At 54.9% G+C, this 19,412-nt stretch carries 18 protein-coding genes; 8 read left to right on the top strand and 10 right to left on the bottom strand.

The window, feature by feature from the left end; genetic code table 11:
- Positions 1-34 precede the first annotated feature (34 nt).
- Positions 35-1,543, bottom strand: a complete 1,509-nt coding sequence (locus ACT3TY_RS11195) for an amidase (RefSeq protein WP_444628245.1) — start codon at positions 1,541-1,543, stop codon at positions 35-37.
- 182 nt (positions 1,544-1,725) lie between these two features.
- Here ACT3TY_RS11195 and ACT3TY_RS11190 point away from each other — a divergent pair, with 182 nt between their 5' ends.
- The 4 genes from ACT3TY_RS11190 to ACT3TY_RS11175 are packed head-to-tail and all read left to right on the top strand — an operon-like array spanning position 1,726 to position 5,443.
- A complete protein-coding gene (locus tag ACT3TY_RS11190; RefSeq protein ID WP_444628244.1) occupies positions 1,726-2,736 on the top strand; it encodes a LacI family DNA-binding transcriptional regulator in 1,011 nt (336 codons plus the stop codon).
- A gap of 36 nt (positions 2,737-2,772) precedes the next feature.
- Positions 2,773-3,741, top strand: coding sequence for a sugar kinase (locus ACT3TY_RS11185; protein WP_444628243.1), 969 nt, complete (start codon positions 2,773-2,775; stop codon positions 3,739-3,741).
- A 35-nt stretch (positions 3,742-3,776) separates the two neighbouring features.
- Positions 3,777-4,751 carry a 2-hydroxyacid dehydrogenase gene (locus ACT3TY_RS11180; protein WP_193053855.1) on the top strand — a complete coding sequence of 325 codons (975 nt, stop codon included), beginning with the start codon at positions 3,777-3,779 and terminating at the stop codon, positions 4,749-4,751.
- Between the two features lie 8 nt (positions 4,752-4,759).
- On the top strand, positions 4,760-5,443 hold the full coding sequence (locus tag ACT3TY_RS11175; protein WP_444628241.1) for an HAD family hydrolase: 684 nt from the start codon (positions 4,760-4,762) through the stop codon (positions 5,441-5,443).
- Between the two features lie 117 nt (positions 5,444-5,560).
- Here the strand turns inward: ACT3TY_RS11175 and uxuA are convergent, their stop codons facing one another.
- The 8 genes from uxuA to ACT3TY_RS11135 form a co-directional block, all read right to left on the bottom strand.
- Positions 5,561-6,736, bottom strand: a complete 1,176-nt coding sequence (gene uxuA, locus ACT3TY_RS11170) for a mannonate dehydratase (RefSeq protein ID WP_172116238.1) — start codon at positions 6,734-6,736, stop codon at positions 5,561-5,563.
- Between the two features lie 10 nt (positions 6,737-6,746).
- The gene (locus ACT3TY_RS11165; protein WP_444628239.1) at positions 6,747-8,219 is read right to left on the bottom strand and encodes a mannitol dehydrogenase family protein; all 1,473 of its coding nucleotides are present in this window, start codon (positions 8,217-8,219) and stop codon (positions 6,747-6,749) included.
- 2 nt (positions 8,220-8,221) lie between these two features.
- Positions 8,222-9,505, bottom strand: coding sequence for a TRAP transporter large permease (locus tag ACT3TY_RS11160; protein WP_192526273.1), 1,284 nt, complete (start codon positions 9,503-9,505; stop codon positions 8,222-8,224).
- Positions 9,506-9,507: 2 nt separating this feature from the next.
- A complete protein-coding gene (locus ACT3TY_RS11155) occupies positions 9,508-10,089 on the bottom strand; it encodes a TRAP transporter small permease (RefSeq protein WP_193053858.1) in 582 nt (193 codons plus the stop codon).
- A gap of 83 nt (positions 10,090-10,172) precedes the next feature.
- Positions 10,173-11,141 carry a TRAP transporter substrate-binding protein gene (locus ACT3TY_RS11150; RefSeq protein ID WP_193053859.1) on the bottom strand — a complete coding sequence of 323 codons (969 nt, stop codon included), beginning with the start codon at positions 11,139-11,141 and terminating at the stop codon, positions 10,173-10,175.
- 68 nt (positions 11,142-11,209) lie between these two features.
- Positions 11,210-12,232: a Zn-dependent oxidoreductase gene (locus ACT3TY_RS11145; RefSeq protein ID WP_444628237.1), complete on the bottom strand. Its 1,023-nt coding sequence runs from the start codon at positions 12,230-12,232 to the stop codon at positions 11,210-11,212.
- 30 nt (positions 12,233-12,262) lie between these two features.
- Positions 12,263-13,474: a D-mannonate dehydratase ManD gene (gene manD / locus ACT3TY_RS11140; RefSeq protein ID WP_192526269.1), complete on the bottom strand. Its 1,212-nt coding sequence runs from the start codon at positions 13,472-13,474 to the stop codon at positions 12,263-12,265.
- Entirely contained in the window at positions 13,471-14,217 is a 747-nt protein-coding gene (locus tag ACT3TY_RS11135) for a GntR family transcriptional regulator (protein ID WP_444628235.1), read from the bottom strand. Before ACT3TY_RS11135 ends, manD begins: the two co-directional genes overlap by 4 nt.
- 114 nt (positions 14,218-14,331) lie before the next feature.
- On the opposite strand from ACT3TY_RS11135, the gene ACT3TY_RS11130 reads away from it, so the two are divergent.
- The 4 genes from ACT3TY_RS11130 to ACT3TY_RS11115 all read left to right on the top strand — a co-directional run bounded on the left by ACT3TY_RS11130 (position 14,332) and on the right by ACT3TY_RS11115 (position 18,066).
- Positions 14,332-15,507 (top strand): alpha-hydroxy acid oxidase, encoded by a 1,176-nt coding sequence (locus ACT3TY_RS11130; RefSeq protein WP_444628234.1) that lies wholly within the window; start codon positions 14,332-14,334, stop codon positions 15,505-15,507.
- A 373-nt stretch (positions 15,508-15,880) separates the two neighbouring features.
- Positions 15,881-16,210 carry a four-helix bundle copper-binding protein gene (locus tag ACT3TY_RS11125; protein WP_192528543.1) on the top strand — a complete coding sequence of 110 codons (330 nt, stop codon included), beginning with the start codon at positions 15,881-15,883 and terminating at the stop codon, positions 16,208-16,210.
- Between the two features lie 267 nt (positions 16,211-16,477).
- Positions 16,478-17,092 (top strand): transporter substrate-binding domain-containing protein, encoded by a 615-nt coding sequence (locus ACT3TY_RS11120; RefSeq protein WP_444628232.1) that lies wholly within the window; start codon positions 16,478-16,480, stop codon positions 17,090-17,092.
- Entirely contained in the window at positions 17,089-18,066 is a 978-nt protein-coding gene (locus ACT3TY_RS11115) for a cation diffusion facilitator family transporter (protein ID WP_444628231.1), read from the top strand. Before ACT3TY_RS11120 ends, ACT3TY_RS11115 begins: the two co-directional genes overlap by 4 nt.
- Positions 18,067-18,201: 135 nt before the next feature.
- Here ACT3TY_RS11115 and hmpA read toward each other — a convergent pair whose 3' ends face one another.
- Entirely contained in the window at positions 18,202-19,371 is a 1,170-nt protein-coding gene (gene hmpA, locus ACT3TY_RS11110; protein ID WP_193053865.1) for an NO-inducible flavohemoprotein, read from the bottom strand.
- Between the last annotated feature and the right edge of the window lie 41 nt (positions 19,372-19,412).

Genomic DNA, 19,412 nt, shown 5'->3' with positions numbered 1-19,412 from the left:
AAGCGGCATAGTAAAGCCGCGTAGTTTACCCTGCCTAAGAGCGGAACGCTTGCAGCGGTAATTGATGCTGCCAGGCATCGTGCCGTTCCAATGCCGCAGCTAGCTGTAAGAGCTGTTTATCTTCACCAAACCGCCCGACTATTTGCACGCCTACCGGTAGGCCATTGGCGGCCATATGCAAAGGCACTGACATGGCGGGCTGGCCGGTCAGATTGGCTAATTGGGTGAACGGCGTGCGGCCAAGAGCATCCACCGCCAGCCTCTTTAATAAGCCAGCCTTTAGCGCCAGCGATGATGCCCCGGGAATGGCCAGCACAGACATTAAGCGTTCACGTGCCGCGGATGGATAGAGCTTACCAATTTCAGGCGCGGTATCTGCGGTGACCGGCATCACCAGCGCATCAAAGCGTTGATGAAAACGGCTCATCTGTTCAGCGACCACGTGCCAATGGCGTTTCGCCAGCTCGTAATCCTGCGCTAACAGCTTGCTTCCCAACCGGCCGATAGCACGTGTAGAGGGTTCAATCGCCAAGCGGTGCATGGGTACGCCGGTTTGTTGGCTAATCCAGCTAAGGTCCGCCGCCAAGTGGCCAAGGTAAAGCGTCAGGTAGCTATCTGCCAGGGCTTCACCATCCACCGCCGGCTCGCACCACTCCACCTCATGGCCCATTTCCGTTAGCGCGGCGGCAGCTTTATTAACCGCTGTTTTTACTTCCGAGCTTAACTGCGTGCCCAAGCCACGGCTTAAAGGCTCGCCCAGCGATACAGCAATACGTAATCGCTTAGGCGAGGACGCTAATGCCGTTACGAAGCCGGTTTCAGCGCGCACTGGGTACGGGCCGGAAGGCGCCATACCGTTCACCTTCTCCAACAGCGCCGCACTATCTCGTACGCTGCGCGTCAACGCATGCTCAATGACCGCCCCCTGCCACACTTCCCCATGGTTTGGGTCAAGCGGCATCCGCCCACGCGTAGGTTTAAAGCCAAAAAGCCCACAGTAGCTGGCAGGAATACGGATGGAGCCACCACCGTCCCCGGCCAACGCCAACGGCACAATTCCGCTAGCCACTGCCACGGCCGCACCGCCGCTGGAGCCACCGGGTGAATACCCCTTCCGCCATGGGTTAACAGGGTGCGGAAAGGCTTTAGGCTCGGTAATTCCCATCAATCCCAATTCAGGCGTGGCTGTTTGCCCAATAACGACCAAACCAGCAGCTTTTGAGCGGTGGATAATCGGCGAATCCTCTTTAGGGCGCCACTGAGTTAACGCAGCACATCCGGAGGCCAAGGGTTCACCGGCCAACCCCATCAACAGATCTTTACTTAAGGTGGGCACTCCACCAAAGAGCGCGTCATCGGCGATCTCCTCGCTCTCACGCCGGGCTTTCTCAAATCGCGTTCTAACGACCGCTTTCAGGGCGGGATTTAACGCTTCAATCGCCTTAAAGGCAGCCTCCAGAACGTCTGCGCGACTCACCTCCCGGCGGCGGATCAGTTCGGCAAGGCCGGTGGCATCATACTGCTGGTACTCGTGTGACTGCATTACGTTCGCCTATTATGCTTGTCTCTACAGCCTAGCAGAGGCCGTCCACTTAATTTTTCTTAACCATGTGTTTTCGCCGACTCTTCTACTGAGCCTTAAGGCGTATTGCCTTTAAACCCAAAACTCACTATGTTGGAGCCGATTGGGAACGTTCCCATTTTACTGTTTAATGGATAGCCAACATGCCCCCTGCCTCTGCGCGCGCCACACTTATTGAAGTCGCTAAACTGGCGGGCACGTCTAAAACCAGCGTATCGCGCTTTTTCGGCCCGGAGCGCGAACGGCTAACGCCCAGCCTTCAAGCGCGCATTGCCAACGCCGCCACGACGCTGGGCTACCAGCCTAATTTAATGGCACGCGGTCTCAAGGGAGGCGGCTCGCGCCTACTGGGCGTACTGGTGGCCGATATCCGTAATCCGTTCTCAGTGGCAGTTGTCCATGGCATAGAGCAAGCAGCTCGGGCTCACGGTTATTCATTAATCGTCTGCAATACCGATAACGACCCAGAACGAGAACAGCAGCACCTGCGCCTGTTGACGTCGTATCAGGTAGAGGGCTTGATGATTAATGCTGCCGGGCAGCCTGAAGCGCAGTTACAGGCACTCATGCATAGCGGTGTCCCCCTCGTGCTACTTGATCGCGAAGTTCACCAACTTGACGTTGATGTGATCGGGCTTGATAACGCGCTAGCGATCGATATGGCACTGAATCATCTCGTGCAACAAGGGTATCGCTCCCTTCTCTATGTCAGTGAGTCGCCTGCACATGCCAGTACCCGCCAGGAACGGCTACAGCGCTTTAATCAACAAGCAGAGAGCTTAGGGATCAAAAGCCAGACGCTGATACTGGACAATGCAGCACCTCACATTGAAACGTTAGCCAACTTTAACCAGCACACTGCCTCATCACCAGGCGCTGTTTTATGCGCTAACGGTAACGTCACGCTCGCTATGACACGCAGTTTTCAACAGTTGGGCATCCCTTTGGGCCCTACCGGTTTAATGGGAATTGACGAACTGGATTGGTGTGAGCTGATAACGCCAGGCATCACCACCCTGGCCCAGCCTACCGATGATATCGGCCATGCTGCCGTCAGTTGCCTGCTCAACCAGCTTAACGGCTCAGCGCAGGCATCGCCCGTACGCTACCGCCATGCGCCGCGTTTACAGATCCGCGGCAGTACAACGCTTTAGCCAAATCCTTAACACCCTTAAAAAGAGAATATCCTGATGGCAAATACAACGTTCTCCTCCCCACGGATACTGACTTTTGGCGAAGCCATGGCCATGCTGGTGGCGAATACACCGGGTGATCTAGCAGAAGTCGAAAGCTTTCATCGCCGTTTAGCAGGCGCCGACAATAACGTCGCCATTGGCCTTTCGCGCCTGGGTTTTCACGTTGGCTGGTTGAGCCGAGTGGGCACCGACAGCCAGGGCAGGTTTATTCAGCAGTCTTTAAAAGCTGAAGGAGTTGACGACCGGTATATTCAGCTTGATGAACACCACCCCACCGGGCTGATGTTCAAAGAGCGCGCAGAAAACGGTGCCGACCCACGGGTTGAGTACTTCAGGCGCGGCAGTGCCGCCAGCCACTTAAGCATTGAAGATGCCGCTTCCATCGATTTTCAGTCGCTCACTCATCTGCATGCTACCGGCATTACCCCTGCGCTTTCTAAAAGCGCCCTGGAATTAACCCGCCACTTGATGCAGCAGGCACGCCAAAGCGGCGCCAGCATTTCCTTCGACCCCAATTTACGCCCGTCACTTTGGCCCAGCGAAGCTGTCATGCGTGATACCTTAAATGAGCTGGCAAGTCTGGCTGACTGGGTACTACCGGGACTTTCCGAAGGGCGGCTTTTGACCGGCTGCGAATCGCCCGAAGCGATTGCCGATTTCTACCTTGAGCGCGGTGCCAAGGCCGTTATCATCAAGCTGGGGCCAGAGGGCAGCTATTATCGCGGCACGCTGGGAGGCTCTTTGGAAAGCATCAACGTGCCCGGCCAGCCGGTCGCCAACGTTGTTGATACCGTAGGGGCTGGCGATGGCTTCGCGGTCGGTGCGATCAGCGCACTGCTGGATGGCCTAACTGCTCGTGATGCGCTTAAACGTGGCAATCTGGTAGGCGCCCAGGCCGTACAAGTCGTCGGTGATATGGAAGGTTTGCCCACCAGGGACAAGCTGGAACAACTTGAGCACTAAGGTCACATGTAACAATCACAACACGAGGAGATAGCATGAAAAAAAGTATCATTGTGACAGGACGACTTGGCGATCCACTAAAAGAAACGCTAGCGCAACACTTTGAGCTTATTGAGCACTCAGGGCCACTTGATCCCACTCAGCAAGATGTGCTCGACATGCTATCGAAGGCACACGGCATTATCGGCTCAGGACTGCCCATTACACCTGAATTACTGGATGCGGCGCCCGCGCTTGAAGTTATTTCGACAATTTCGGTGGGTTACGACAGCATCCCCGTGGATGAGTTAACCAAGCGTGGCATTATGCTGTGCAACACGCCTGATGTGCTCACTGAAACGACCGCTGATACCGGTTTTGCACTGGTGATGGCCTCAGCACGCCGGGTAACTGAACTTGCCGAATGGGTGAAAGCGGGCAACTGGAAAGCCAGCCTTGGCCCTGATCACTTTGGTAACGACGTACACGGAAAAACGCTGGGCATGATAGGTTTTGGACGCATCGGCCAAGCGGTTGCCCGGCGCGGTGCACTTGGCTTTGGCATGTCGATTCTCTACTCCAACGCGTCTCCCAAACCTGAACGCGAAGCAGAGCTAGGAGCCAAGCGCTGTGAGCTTAACGAACTATTGGAAAAAGCTGACTTTGTCTGTGTGACCGTCCCGCTAACCGCAGAGACCAAGCACCTAATCGGTGCCGACGAGTTTGCACGCATGAAGTCCTCAGGTATTTTCATCAACATTGCTCGCGGTAAAGTCGTCGATGAATCAGCGCTAATTGACGCACTTGAGAAAGGCACCATTAAAGCAGCGGGTCTGGATGTCTTCGAGCAGGAACCGCTGCCAGCCACCTCCCCTTTACTTAACATGACCAACGTCGTTGCCCTGCCCCATATTGGTTCCGCAACACATGAGACTCGCCAGGCAATGGCTCAGCGCGCCGTGGATAATATTCGCTTGGCCCTACAGGGCAAGCCTCCCATTAACCTGGTTAACGAGGACGTACGCCAATGAGTCCTGCTATGCCCAGAGCAACGCCCAGCGCAACGACCGCCGATTACTGCCTACTGTTTGACAGCGATGGCACGCTGGTAGACAGCGAAGTACTCCTTGCAGAGGTAATGGGCGACATTCTTCCGGAGTTCGGCCTACCGTTCTCTGCGCGTCAGTATATGGAGGAGTTTCATGGAGTACGCTTTCACACGATAGTCAATACGTTAGAAGCGCGCTTTCAGCCCCTCACAGAAGACCAGGCGGCGACGCTTGAAGCCGGTATGCGGACACGCATGGAAGCCCGCATGCGGGCAGAGCTTGAACCCATCGCTGGCATTCCAGATGCGCTTGATCAATTAAGCAGCTACGCCAAAGCCGTGGTATCTAACGGCCCCGAGCGCAAGATCCGCTGTGCCATGGAAAGCACTGGTTTAGGCCACCATTTTAAAGGGAATTTATTCAGTGCTTATACCCTGAATGTCTGGAAACCCGACCCCGAGCTTTACCGCAAGGCGGCGGCGGCAATGGGCTACGCGCCCGAGCAGTGCATTGTGATCGACGATGCGGCCGTAGGCGTAGAAGCCGGGTTGGCTGCAGGTATGCACGTTATCCATATTAACCACTTTCCTGATGAAGAGAGCACGCCCGAAGGCGCCGTTGGCATTCAGCATGCCAATGAATTGCCTGGCGTGATTGCCCGTTTAGTCGCTTAGATAATTACCGACACACGAGTGCACCGACAAAAAGAACCCCACTGTTGCTTAAGCAGTGAGGTTCTTTGAGGTCCCGATTCAGGGTGGGCTACTTTTCAGCACGCTTCAGATAACCATTTAATCCATCAACTGGCGTACCGCAAGCTCAATACCGCGCAACTCGGCAAGCCCTCGCATACGGCCATAAAGCGGGTAGCCCGGTGCGGTTTTACGCTGCTGATCGTCAAGAATATGGTGGCCATGGTCGGGGCGTAATGGCAAACGCGCCCCGCCCTCTTTTTCACGGCGACGCTCCTCTTCGACCAGTGCCTGAATAACGCCGACCATATCAACGTTACCTTCCAGGTGCGGTGCTTCGTGGAACGAACGTGGGTCAGCCTCGCGCTTTGTGGCACGCAGGTGGATAAAGTGAATATGTGGGGCAAAGTGACGAGCCATGGCAACCAGGTCGTTGTCTTCACGAACACCATATGAGCCGGTGCAAAACGTTAGGCCATTGGCCGGGCTGGGCACATGATCCACCACCCACTGCGCATCCTGATGCGTTGAAACTACCCGTGGCAAACCGAGAAGCGACCGGGGTGGATCATCGGGGTGGATCGCCATACGGATGCCGACTTCTTCAGCCACTGGAATAATCGCTTGTAAAAAGTAGCCAAGATTTTCGCGCAGCTTTTCAGCATCAATCTCGGCATACTCCGCCAGCACATTGCGAAACTGTTCCAACGTATAGTGTTCTTCAGCCCCAGGCAGCCCGGCAATCAGTGTCGTCACCAGCTTGTCGCGGGCGGTCTGATCAAGCGTCTCAAGGTAGCGTTGGGCCATTTGCTTATCCGCTTCGCTATACTCAGACTCGGCCCCTGGCCGCTTAAGAATATAGAGATCAAACGCCGCAAACGCGGTGTGATCAAAGCGCAGCGCCAGCGCACCATCCGGCAGTGCATGGACGAGATCGGTTCGCGTCCAGTCGAGCACTGGCATAAAGTTGTAACAAACGGTGTCGATACCGCAAGCTGCCAAATTACGTAGCGTTTGGCAGTACGTTTCAATTAACGCATCGCGCTCGGGCAGGCCCTGCTTTATCGCTTCATGGACCGGCACACTCTCAACCACCGACCAGCGAAGCCCGGCGGTCTCAATCAGGTTCTTGCGCGCTTGAATAGCCTCGACCGGCCACACTTGGTGATTAGGTATTTCATGCAGTGCCGTCACAATGCCGGTCGCACCGGCTTGGCGAATTTCCTCAAGACGTATCGCATCGTTAGGGCCGAACCAGCGCCAGGTATGCTCCATAAATAACTCCCTATCCTTCGATGCCTAGCGCTGCTAACGCGGCATTTAACCCATCTTGCGTTAAGGCGCGATAGGCCGCTACTACGTCGTCGACAAACGGCTGATGTGTTGCCAACGCGGGCGGTACCACTTCGTCCATGGCTAAAAATGCGTTTACCAACGCGACCGGCTGGCCACCGTGAGTCTGATGTAGCTCAGCAAACTGCTTTGCCATGGGATCATCAACGGTATAAAGCTTGCCGTTTAGCTCTTGGCCATCGGTATAACGAATCCACCCAGCCATTCCTAATGCAGTGCAAGGCGATGCCTGACCCGCTTGAATACGCTCAAGAGCGCCGCTCAGCCAGCGCTGGGGCAGCTTCTGGCTGCCGTCCATGGCGATCTGCTGCAAACGGTGGCGCAAGCTGTCATTGGTAAAGCGTGAAAGTAGCGAATCAGCGTACGCCGCAAGGTCAGTGCCTTCGGGCATATTAAGCGTCGGTGCGGCTTCTTCCAGCATGTAGCGGCGCAGCAGCGCGCGCAGTGCCGGTTGGTTGATGCCGTCATACACCGTTTCAACACCTTCCAAAGCACCCAGATAGGCCAGCAGAGAATGGCTACCGTTCAACATTCGCAGCTTCATGGTTTCAAACGGGGCAACATCGGCGACCATTTCTACGCCGTCGGCCTCCCAGCTTGGCCGCCCGGTGGGGAAGTTGTCCTCTACCACCCACTGCGAGAATGCCTCACCCACCACGGCATTAGGATCAGCAACACCCAAGGCAGCCAAGCGCTCAAAGTCAGCGTCGGTCATCGCAGGCACAATGCGGTCGACCATGGAGCTTGGAAACGCCACTTCAGCATCAATCCACTCGGCAAGTTCGGCGCTGCGCTGCTGGGCAAGCTTAACCACGGCTTTACGAGTACGCTGACCGTTGTGTGGCATGTTATCGCACGAAAGCACGGTAAACGGTGCCACGCCCGCGGCGTGCCGCCGAGCCAGCGCTTCAACCAGTAAGCCAGGAGCGGTCCGCGGCTCGCTAGGTGAGGCGATATCGCCCGCTACCATGGGGTCATCCAGGCGCAGCTCACCGCTGGTCGGGTTCAGGAAATACCCTTTTTCCGTCACGGTCAGCGTGACAATACGCGTCGCTGGCGCCGCCAGCCGCTCAAGCAGCGCGTCTCTATCCCGCCCCCAGTTGCCCGACGCATCGCGGCCGGAAAACAGCGTTTCTTCAATCACGCCGATCTCGCGTAGCGTCAGCGTCTGGCTGTCGGCATATTCCGCCACCTGATAGTGGTAACCCGCCTTGCGCAGGCTATCTACCAGGTCAACACTCGAGCGTAAATTGGCGCTACATACGCCCCACTCGCCATCGCCTGTGCGCTGGCGATAGCGCTCAAGATAAACCGCTTGGTGAGCACGGTGAAACGCGCCCAAGCCAAGATGGACAATGCTGATATGGCCGGATGGCGGCGCTGCATTAATACGTTTCATGGACATGCCTAGTTACTCCCCATCAGCAGATTAGGCAGCCAGAGTGAAATAGCCGGTACGTAGGTCACCAGCATCAGTACTGCCAGGTTGCATAGCAGGAAAGGTACAATCGCACGCGCTACCGAAAGCATGGGCAGCTTACCGATGCCAGCGACGACAAACAGACACACCCCGACCGGCGGCGTGGTCAGGCCAATCATCAGGTTAAGCACGGCAATGACGGCAAAGTGCACTGGGTCCACACCCACACCGGTGGCCACGCCTACGAGGGCCGGGAATAGAATGATCAGCGCGGCGATGGTTTCCATGAAGGCGCCGACAAACAGCAGGATCAGGTTGAGAATCAGCAGCACGATCAGCGGGTTTTCACTGATGGAAAGAATCAGCGTGGCGATCATCTGAGGAATCTGCTCGCTGGTCAGAATCCAGCCGAACAGGTTAGCCAGGCCCACCATCAACAAAAGCGCTGACGAGGTCAAAACAGTATCGACCAGAATGCCCGGCAGTTTGCGCCAGGTAAGCCCCTTGTAGACATACATGCCTACCACCAAGGCGTAAAGACTGGCCACAATCGAGGCTTCAGTGGGCGTAAAGAAGCCGCCGATGATGCCGTAAAGAATAATCACGGTCATCAAAAGCGCCCAGAAGGCTGTTTTCGCTTCGCGCAGAAGCTGCAGGACCGGCACGCGCTTCTCTTTGGGGTAGCCTCGACGAACGGCCAGAATGTACACCGTGACCATCATGGCCAGACCCATTAAAAGGCCGGGCACCGCACCAGCCAAAAACATCCGGCCTACGGAGATACCGCTTAATGAGCCTGCGATAATCATCGGCACGCTAGGCGGAATAATCGGCCCGATGGTTGACGAGGCGGCCGTCACCGCGGCGGCAAAGGGCTTGTCGTAGCCCGAGCGCGCCATGCCCGGAATCATCACCGAGCCGATACTCGCCGAGTCCGCCACAGCGGTACCGGAAATACCACCAAAAATCATCGAGCCGCCTACGTTGGCAAGGCCTAGCCCGCCGCGAATATGGCCAAGCAGCGCGTTGGAGAAGCGCACGATATGTTCGGTGATATTGCCCACATTCATTAGATTACCGGCCAGCACAAAGCCTGGAATACACAGTAGAACGAAGGTGTCGATACCCGCGTACATACGCTGGGGTACGATGGTGAGCGAAATGCCCTCCAGCAATAGATACGATACAGAAGCGATACCAAGCGCAAACGCGATGGGCATGCCCACCACGAGAAGTATCAGAAAAACACTAAACAGAATAATAACTTCCATGCTTACGACTCCTGTTTACGGGTGGCAGAGGGACGACACATTGCGATAATTCCCTCAAGACACCCCAGCACGCTATAAGCCAGGAGTAGCGCAAAGGTGACTACCGTTGAGAAAAAGATATACAGCATGGGAATACGTAGCGTTGGCGAGGTCTGCCAGGTACCGTTCTGGGCATACTGCCAAGCATAGGGCAGCACCAGAAACGCAAATACCCCAATCATCAAGCAGATCAGCGCCTGAAACGCGGCTTTCACGCGTGGGCCAAGCATATGATGGAACAGCTCGACACTGATATTGCGGTGCTGGCGCATCACCACGCCGACCGAGAGCGCCACCATGTAGATAAACAGATAGCGCGAGAGCTCTTCTGTCCAGGCAATGGAGAACGGCAGAAATAGCCGAGAACTCACTTGCAACAACACCGTGCCCGCAATAGCGACCAGTGCAAGCACAGCCAGGGTTAGAAAACAGGTATCCACCCAGTCAATCAAGCGCCCAATAGGACCTTGCAGCCTGGGTACTACCGACATCGAATCCAAACTCTCCAACGCTTCTTGCTCAAGCGCTTTTTGATCCGAGCTCATAAACGTATCCTCATGGGATAAACCACTCTTGCAGATAGACGATGGGCTGGCGCACGGCCAGCCCATCCTCATTACTTACCGACTTACAGGCCTTGAATGGCGTCGAAAATCTCACGCTGTTCAGGAGTCAATGCTTCGAGTACCGCTGGACGGGCCGCTTCAGCGAAGGCATCAACATCCACCTCAACGAACTCCATGCCGCGCTCTTGCAGTGCCTGTTCCAGACGCGTTTGGTCTTCGACAAACAACTCTGACTCATACGCTTGCATGGTCGCTGCAGCATCACGTACCACCTGCTGAAGATCTTCAGGCATGTTTTCCAACTGGTTACGGCCAATCACAACGTAGATCCAACTGCGCACATGACCGGTCATGTTGACGTAGTCCTGCACCTCGTTGAAGCTGGCGCTTTCGATCAGGCTAAGCGGGTTTTCCTGACCTTCCAGCGTGTTCTGTTGAAGTGCGGTGAACACTTCACTGAACGCCATGGGTGTTGGGCGTGCGCCCATCGCCTGCCAGGTATCCACGAAAAGCGGCACGTTAGGTACGCGCAGGCGTAAGTCGTTTAAGTCTTCGGGCGTGCGGATCGGACGGTTGGACGTCAGCTCGCGAGGGCCACGCTCAAACCAGGCCAAGGGCACCAAGTTGGTACGCTCGGTGATCTGCTCTTCAATCTCGGTGCCGATCTCACCATTAACGGCTGCGTGCAGATGCTCGGAGTCGCGGAAGGCATAAGGCACGGCCATCATGGCCGCCTTGGGCGCCCAGTTTTGCAGGCTCTCGCCGGTAATCGTCATGTCCGCTGTGCCCAGCTGAATGCTGTTGATCACATCCATTTCATTACCCAGCTGCTCGCTGGGATAAAGGCGAACTTCAATACGGCCGTCAGAGTTGGCTTCTACTTCTTCCTTGAACTTCTCGGCCGCCTGGTGCCAGATGTTCTGCTCGTTAGCCAAATGGCCAAAACGCAGCGTGTAGTCGGCAGCCAGCGCGGATTGCGCACTGAGAAGAACCGTTCCAAGTACCGCACTGGTTAATAGCTTCTTGATCATTTTTATCGCTCCTGCACTTTGCATTGTTGGTTGTTAGTGCGTGTGGTTAATGTAAGTGGGCGTGGACGTTAAGCACTGACTTGAATCAGTACTTTACGGGCTTCTTCAGGACGGTGATCAAGCATATCGATAGCACCCGGCATATCGCTTAGCGGTAACCGATGGCTAACCAGCGCCAACGGGTCCAGCTTGCCACTTGCCATTAACGCTAGCACCTCCGGAAACTTACGATTATTAAGCCGTGAGCCGACCAGCGTCAGCTCTTTTTTGATCACTTCAAGCTGCACCAAATCGCTTGGCTGAACGCTGAACCCGAGCAGACCAATACGGCCCGCGGGCGATGCCAGCCGCAGCATCTGGGGAAGCAGCGCCGGCACACATGCAGCGTCGGCAATCAGCGGTACGCCTTCACCCTGGGTTAGGGCCAGCACCTTTTTTTCGACATCCTGCTCACGGCTGTTGAGAACGTGCGTGGCGCCCAACGCTTTAGCGGCCTCCAGGCGCTCATTGATAACGTCGGTAACGATGATCTCTTCAATGCCCAAGGCCCGAGCCATCTGCAGGATCGTCATGCCGATCACGCCTGCGCCCAAAATCAGCAGCCGATCACCGGGGTGCGGCTGCATGCGGTCCAGCACGTTGGCGGCAATGGTGTAGGGCTCTACCAGGGCAGCGGCGTCCAGGCGGATATGATCCGGCAGCTTGTGAACATTCGCTGCGGGCACCGCCACGAACTCTTCAAAACCGCCGTTACGGTGTACACCAATGACTTCAAGGGCGCCGCACACGTTGGGGCGGCCAATTCGGCAGGGGTAGCAGGTGCCGCAACTAATAACCGGGTCAACGCAAACGCGATCCCCCACGGCTACATCCGCTACGCCCTCGCCAACCGCGTCAATAACGCCCGCAAATTCGTGGCCTGTGATACGTGGAAAGCGCACAAAGGCGTTATCGCCGTGGATAATATGCATGTCCGAACCGCAGATACCGGCAAACGCTACGCGTACCCGTACTTCGCCTGCGGCGGCGGTGGGTACTTCAACATCGGCGACCTGGTAGTCATGGGGCGCCTTGACCTGAAATGCTTTCATGGATGCAAAACTCCTTACCCGTTCGTTAGGTCACCAATGCCAAAGAGTGCCGTCTTCCAACCGGTTAACCGGCAGGCTGGCACGCTTATAGGGATATTGCTTGGCAAGCTCTTCGTCGATATCCACGCCATGCCCAGGCGTTTCGCCCACGATAAAGTGGCCATCCTCAAAACGGTAATCGTGAGGAAACACTTCATCAGTCGCGCTGGTATGCGGCATGTACTCCTGAATACCAAAGTTAGGCACCCAGGTATCAAAGTGAATAGCTGACCCCAGGCACACCGGAGAAAGATCGGTCGGCCCGTGGAAACCGGTACGCACGTGGTAAAGACCCGCTAAATCAGCAATACGGCGCACATGAGTGATGCCACCAGCGTGAGTCAGCGTGGCACGAATATAGTCGATCCACTGGTTTTCGATCAGCGCTTTGGCGTCATGAATACTATTGAATACCTCACCTACCGCTAGCGGTGTGGTGGTGTGCTGACGTATAAGACCAAACGCTTCCTGGTTTTCAGCCGGTACGCAGTCCTCAAGCCAGAAAAGATGATAAGGCTCAACTTCCTTGCCCAAGCGGGCTGCTTCAATGGGCGTTAGGCGGTGGTGAACATCGTGCAGAATATGCAGATCATCACCAAAGCGCTCGCGTACGGCAGCAAACAGTTTGGGCACATGGTTCAAGTACTTGCTGGTACTCCATACGTGCTCGGCGGGTAAATCGGCATCCGCAGGCTCGTAGGGCTCGCCGTCTTTCTTGGCAACGCCATAAATACTTGCGATACCCGGCACACCGGCCTGCACGCGCACGGCTTTATAGCCTTCGTCTACATGGCGGGCGACCTCTTCAAGGCACGAATCGATATCGCGCCCTGTGGCATGGCCATATACCATTACGCGGTCGCGGCTCTTGCCGCCCAGCAGTTGGTAAAGCGGCATACCCGCGAGTTTCGCTTTGATATCCCAAAGGGCCATGTCGACAGCGGCAATCGCGCTCATGGTAACCGGGCCACGACGCCAGTAAGCGCCACGATACAAGTAGTGCCAAATGTCTTCGATGCGCTGAGGATCACGGCCAATCAAGGCCGGGATTACATGCTCATCCAAATAGGCGACCACGGCCATTTCCCGACCGTTTAACGTGGCATCTCCGATACCGTAGGTACCCTGGTCGGTAACGATTTTCAAGGTAACGAAATTGCGTCCCGGCGAGGTGACAATGGTATAGGCGTGTTCGATTTTCATGGGGTTGCCTCCTCAATGAGGGATACCGTTTCCTGAGTATCGAACATCTCGGGAAACCGCTGTACTAGATCGGGAAGTGAAACAAAAATTTCACGCAAATGGCGCCGCATGGATTGCTCGGCCATTGCTATATCGCGGTCTTCAATGGCGGCCACAATATGGGCGTGCTGGTCAATCAAACGGGCGATGGGGGTGGTATCGGGGACGCTCAAGTAGCGTACGCGATCCATCTGAGCTCTTACCTCTTCAATGACTTTCCAAGCGGCCTGCTGCCCAACTGCTAGCGACAATGTCTTGTGAAAGCGCTCATCCAGCCGGTAGAAACGAATGGTGTCGTGCGGCTCAATACAGCGGCGCTGGCGCTCCAGCAAGTCGTGTAACTCGGCGAGCACTTCGCCGGGAAGCCCTTTGACCGTTGCCTGACGCACTACCGCTACCTCAACCGCCTCACGTACAAAGCGCGCTTCAAGCACTGCTCGCTGAGATATTCTGACCACATAAGTACCACGCTGTGGCCGGACTTCGACGAGCCCTGTTTCAGAAAGGCGGATAAAGGCCTCGCGCACCGGCTGACGGCTGACCGAAAAAGCGTCCGCCACTTCTTTTTCAGACAGCGCTCGGCCAGGTTCCAACACCATTTGAATAATCGACTGGCGCAGTACCTGGTAAAGACGCTGACGCACCGACTCGGTCTCCGACGTCTCCTGCCATAGCGCTTGTAGCGTAGTGTTTGTATCACTCATCTGCCGCCGCCTGGGTAAAGGGGCATGACGCCCTTATCTGATACAACTAGTATGGTAGTATGGCGAGATAAACAAAAGCCTAAACGCCCTATACTTTGGTTGAAGGTAACGCACATGAAACGCCAGCTTTACACGGGTTCAAACTATAAGAAATCAATAAACATCAACGACCTTGAACGCATCGCCAAAAAAAGACTGCCGAACTTCGTGTTTGAATATGTGTATGGCGGAAGCGATGACGAACATACGCTGCATCATAATCGCACTGTGTTTGATCAATACCTGTTTGAACCCAGAACAATGACAAAGGTGGGTACGCGGGATTTAAGCACCACACTGTTTGACCGCTCTTACCAAATGCCAGTAGCGATTGGTCCAACAGGATTTAACGGCATGCTGACGCGTGATGGCGACCGAAAACTTGCCTGTGTCGCCCGCGATGCGAATATCCCGTTTGTGCTGAGCAATGTCTCTACCACCGCCATGGAAGATATCCAGGCCATTGAAGGCTTGACGGCGTGGATGCAGCTGTACTTCTATCGTGACCGAGCCTTCGTAAAATCGCTTATCAAGCGCTGCCAGGACGCCCGTTTTGAAGCCATTGTGATCACTACGGATAGCGCCATTTACGGCAACCGTGAGTGGGACGTGCGCAATTTCCGGCGACCCATGAAACCCACCTTCGCCAACCTGGCACACATGATGACCAAGCCTCGCTGGATGCTGGATGTGTTGCTGCCCGGCCTACCCACCTTTAAAAACCTGGATGAGCTTCTGCCACCGGAAAAGCGTGGCGCCCAAGGCGCATCGCAAATTATCGGCTCGCAGTTGGACCCGTCGCTTAACTGGGAAGACATTGCCTGGTTACGTGAGACGTGGCCAGGCAAGATAATTCTCAAAGGGATTCTGGCGCCGGAAGAAGCCGAGCAGGCCGTAAAACTTGGCGTTGACGGTATCGTGCTTTCCAACCACGGTGGAAGACAGCTCAATCACTCGCTCTCGCCCATGGATACCCTGGCCGACGTAAAAGCCTGCGTAGGGGAACGCTGCCATGTGTTTGTGGATAGCGGGTTTCGGCGCGGCACCGATATTATAAAAGCACTGGCGTTAGGCGCAGACGCCGTTTGGCTTGGAAGAGCGATGCTTTACGGGCTTGCGGCGGGTGGCCAAGCGGGTGCAGCGCATGCTTTAAACCTGCTGAGAGGAGAAGTAGACAGAACATTAGGCCTATTGGGTCACACCAATATTGAGGATTTAACCTCCGCGTGCCTGGTCAAACGACCACGTTGAATTACTTATGAAACCTCTGATTACCTATAACGCAATTGCGCATGCTCAGCGCTTGCAATTGCGTTTAAAAAACCAGGTTACTGACACAACAACGTTAACGATCCATACATAAAAACCCTCTCTATTACGCTATTGTCTATCTTCTTTCATGCTGCATAAACCAAGCCAGAAACATTAAAAGAAAAAGAGCAACCTGTGCCACAGGGTTTAAAAAATATTAAAGATCCTCTTCTCCTACGCAAAACACCCACTTAGATCCTATTATCAAACAATGGCTAGCATCATAAACTACTTATTAAGCGTGAACGCCTTTTCCGGCTATTCTTCAAACTAATTGAGTGTAAAGGCGCATCTTCATAAAGGAGGTACTAACGTGAGCATACCGAAATTTAAAGAGTGCATCGAAGCCTGTAATATATGTGCGGTCTATTGCGATAACTGCGCGGCCTCCTGCCTTCAAGAACCCAACATTGAACACATGGCTGAATGTATTCGATTAGATATTCAGTGTGCACAAATTTGCCGGTTGGCCGTCTCCTTTATGGCCCAGAATAGCGAATATGCTCAGGATGTCTGCCAGCTGTGTGCGGATATCTGTCAAAAGTGCGGTGATGAGTGCGACCAACATGACGCAGAGCACTGTCAAGAGTGCGCCCAGGCATGTCATCTGTGCGCCAGCCTATGTGCATCAATGGTCGCATAAAAAGGCAACGCTGCTAAACCCAGCCCTTCATTTGGAAAATAGCTGATTACGCCTAATGTATAAAGTGAGCAAGGCTTGAGCGACCCTATGCTCACTTTTTTGTAAGCCTTATTAATGAGCGGTTATCTACATCCCCTTAACGGGAGCGATTATACGATGCAAAGCAAGGATAGCTTTATATCATGTGTTTTTCGGACCCACATGCTGCTCATTTTTGCAGTTTTCGCTTTGGCAGGTTGCCGTTATCCGGTCAATATTGAACGCCCCATGACAGAGATGCAGGGCGGGGAGCTGAACGTTGGCCTGTCCGAGAACCCGCCTTGGGTCATACATACTGACCAAGGCCCGGCAGGGCTGGAAGTCGACATCATTCGTGCGCTTGCAGAAGATATGGATGCCACCGTTAACTGGCACTGGGATAGCGAAGGAAATCTGTTAGCGGCGCTCTCCCAATACCAGCTTGACCTGGTGGCCGGTGGGCTTACTCAGGATTCAAATGTGAGCGCCCTCGCCACCCCCACCAAGGCCTACTATGAGAGCCACTATTCAGTCGGGGTACCCAGAAGCACTTCCTTACCCCGCCATCTTGAAGGTGTTGAGGTCGCCCTTCCTGCCGTTAATCATATCGCCCATGCGCTTAAAAAAGAGGGCGCGATTCTCCGCCCCACTTCCAATCTTGATGCACTAAACCAAGCGGTTGCCAACCCCTCCTGGTGGCTGCATGCGCACAACTATCAGGTTGGAGAGTGGGAAATCGCCACCGACCAGCATGTTATGGCGCTACCCAAAGGAGAAAATGCCTGGATGCTGGTCGTACAGCGCCATTTAAATAGCTACCCCGGTATTGAACAACGCCTTCAACAGCTGGAGGCTGAACAATGAAAATACGCAAGCTTTATCACCTGCCTCCAGAGAAACAGCAGGATCTCGACTATCTGATCCGCCTTGAATGGTGGAATTTAGCGTTTCGTCTTTCCATTGTAGCGGTACTGGGTTCGGTACTGGGCAACAGCCAGGCAATGAAAGTCGCATGGCTGGAAGACATGCTTTCGCTCATTCCGCCTATCGCTTTCTTGCTGGCCGTCCGGTTGCGCAATCGCCCGCCTAATAAAACCTACCCTTATGGGTATCAACGCGCCACAATCATTGCCTTTTTATGCACCGCCACTGCACTAAGCGCGATGGGCCTGTTTTTACTTGGAGACTCGTTGCTAAAGCTTGCCCACCAAGAGCACCCCAGTATCGGCGCCATCACGCTGTTTGGTGAGACGGTATGGATGGGCTGGGTGATGGTTGGCGTGCTTATCTACAGTGTCATTCCGCCGGTTATTATCGGGCGATTACAGACCAAAGCCGCCGCCAAAGTGCATGAGAAAACCGTCTTTGCGGATGGCAAAATGAGCAAAGCTGACTGGATGACCGGGATGGCTGCCATAGTAGGCGTGCTGGGCGTAGGGGCCGGTTTTTGGTGGGCAGACGCAGTTGCTGCGGCCATTATTGCCCTGGACGTTACCAAGGATGGCATTACCAATTTAAAGGAGGCCGTAGGCGACCTGCTTGATCGCCGCCCTCACTTTACGTCTCGCGAAAAGCCGGAGCACATGGAAGAAGCACTTGAAGCCGAGCTTTGCGCCATGCCTTGGGTAGCCGCCGCCTCGGTACGCTTACGTGAAGAAGGCCCAATCTTCAGCGGCGAGGCCTTTGTCACCCCGCATAGTAATGATGATTTGGCGCAGCATCTGAAAGAGGCCTCTCAGCACCTTAATAATTACGACTGGCGCATTTATGAAGTTGTCGTTACCGCATGGCCCAATGAAGAGCACATACCTTCCCCCGCCAATGCCACTCCTTCATAACTTCTTTTTCATGACCCTTTTTTCATACCCCCTGTTCCAGAACCGCTTTGGCCCAGCGGATTAACGATGCTCTAAACCCAAGGCCGCCTCTTTCGCATTCACCCACGGCGAAGGAGGCGGTTCGATACTATTCGACTAAGCGATGTCTAACGCCTTCGCCGGGCCGAAGTGCTCGAAGTGGCGGTGTGACTCGGGCACGCCCAAGCGAGTCAAGCTGTCATCCACCGCACTCATAAAGCCATGAGGCCCGACAAAGTAACAGCGCTCGCCGGACACGATATGTTTCGCCAAAAGCTCATCACTGATACGCCCCTGGTAGTCACCGCTGTCATCCTGCTCAAATACGGTGACGACGCTTAACTGCTCAGGATACGCGTGTGCCAACTCCTGTAGCGTGGTCGCAAAGGCACGGTGCTCAGCGTCTATCGCGGCATGCAGATAAGCAACCTTACGGCCTTGTTGCAGCGCCTCTTGAGCAATCGGCAATAAGGGCGTTTGACCGATGCCGCCACTCACCAACAACAGGGGCTCATCGCCCGGCACGAGTGTCATCTCACCCGCTGGCGGCAGCAACTCAATCGTATCGCCTACGTTTAGATGGTCGTGAAAATAGCGGCTGGCAAGCCCATGAGGTTCACGCTTGATAGACAGGCGGTAAGAACGCCCATCCGGCATACCTGACAAGCTGTAATGGCGATGTACCGGCTCGCCATCAATCATAAGCTTCACGCCGATATACTGGCCGGGCGTATAGTTTGCGACCGGGCCGCCATCTTCAGGCACCAGGATGAACGAGCGAATAACGCTACTCTCCTGCTGTATTTTCTCAATACGAAAGCGCCGCGTGCTGCGCCAGCCGCCAAGGCGCTGCTCGAACTCCTGATAGCGCTGCTCTTCAAGCTCGATCAACAAAGCGGCAAGCTCCTGGTACAACGCCCCCCAGGCATCCGCAACTTCAGGCGTCACCGCATCGCCCAGCACCTCACCGATAGCCTCCATCAGGCATTCCCCAACAATCGGGTACTGATGCGGCTGAATATCCAGCGAGATATGCTTGTTAACCACAGTTTCCATAATGTGGCGCGCCGTTTCAGGATTTTGGCGAACCTGCACATACGCCAGAATGGAACCTGCCAGCGCTCGTGGCTGCCCGCCATTTTGCTGATGCGTTTGGTTGAAAAGTGACTTCACCTCAGGATAGCGCTCAAACATTAACGGATAAAAGCGCTGGGTAATCGTATCGAGATGCTCAGCCACAACGGGGGCTGTAGCAGCAATGATCTGTTCTTGTGCCGGTGTGAGCATGGAGGCCTCTTCCCTATAGCTTAAAGATTCATTTTAAATAC

This window comes from Halomonas sp. AOP22-C1-8, assembly GCF_052378905.1.
Taxonomy (GTDB): domain Bacteria; phylum Pseudomonadota; class Gammaproteobacteria; order Pseudomonadales; family Halomonadaceae; genus Vreelandella; species Vreelandella citrativorans.
The sequence above is the reverse complement of the archived record's forward strand: the minus strand, read 5'-3'. Positions and strand labels throughout refer to the sequence as shown.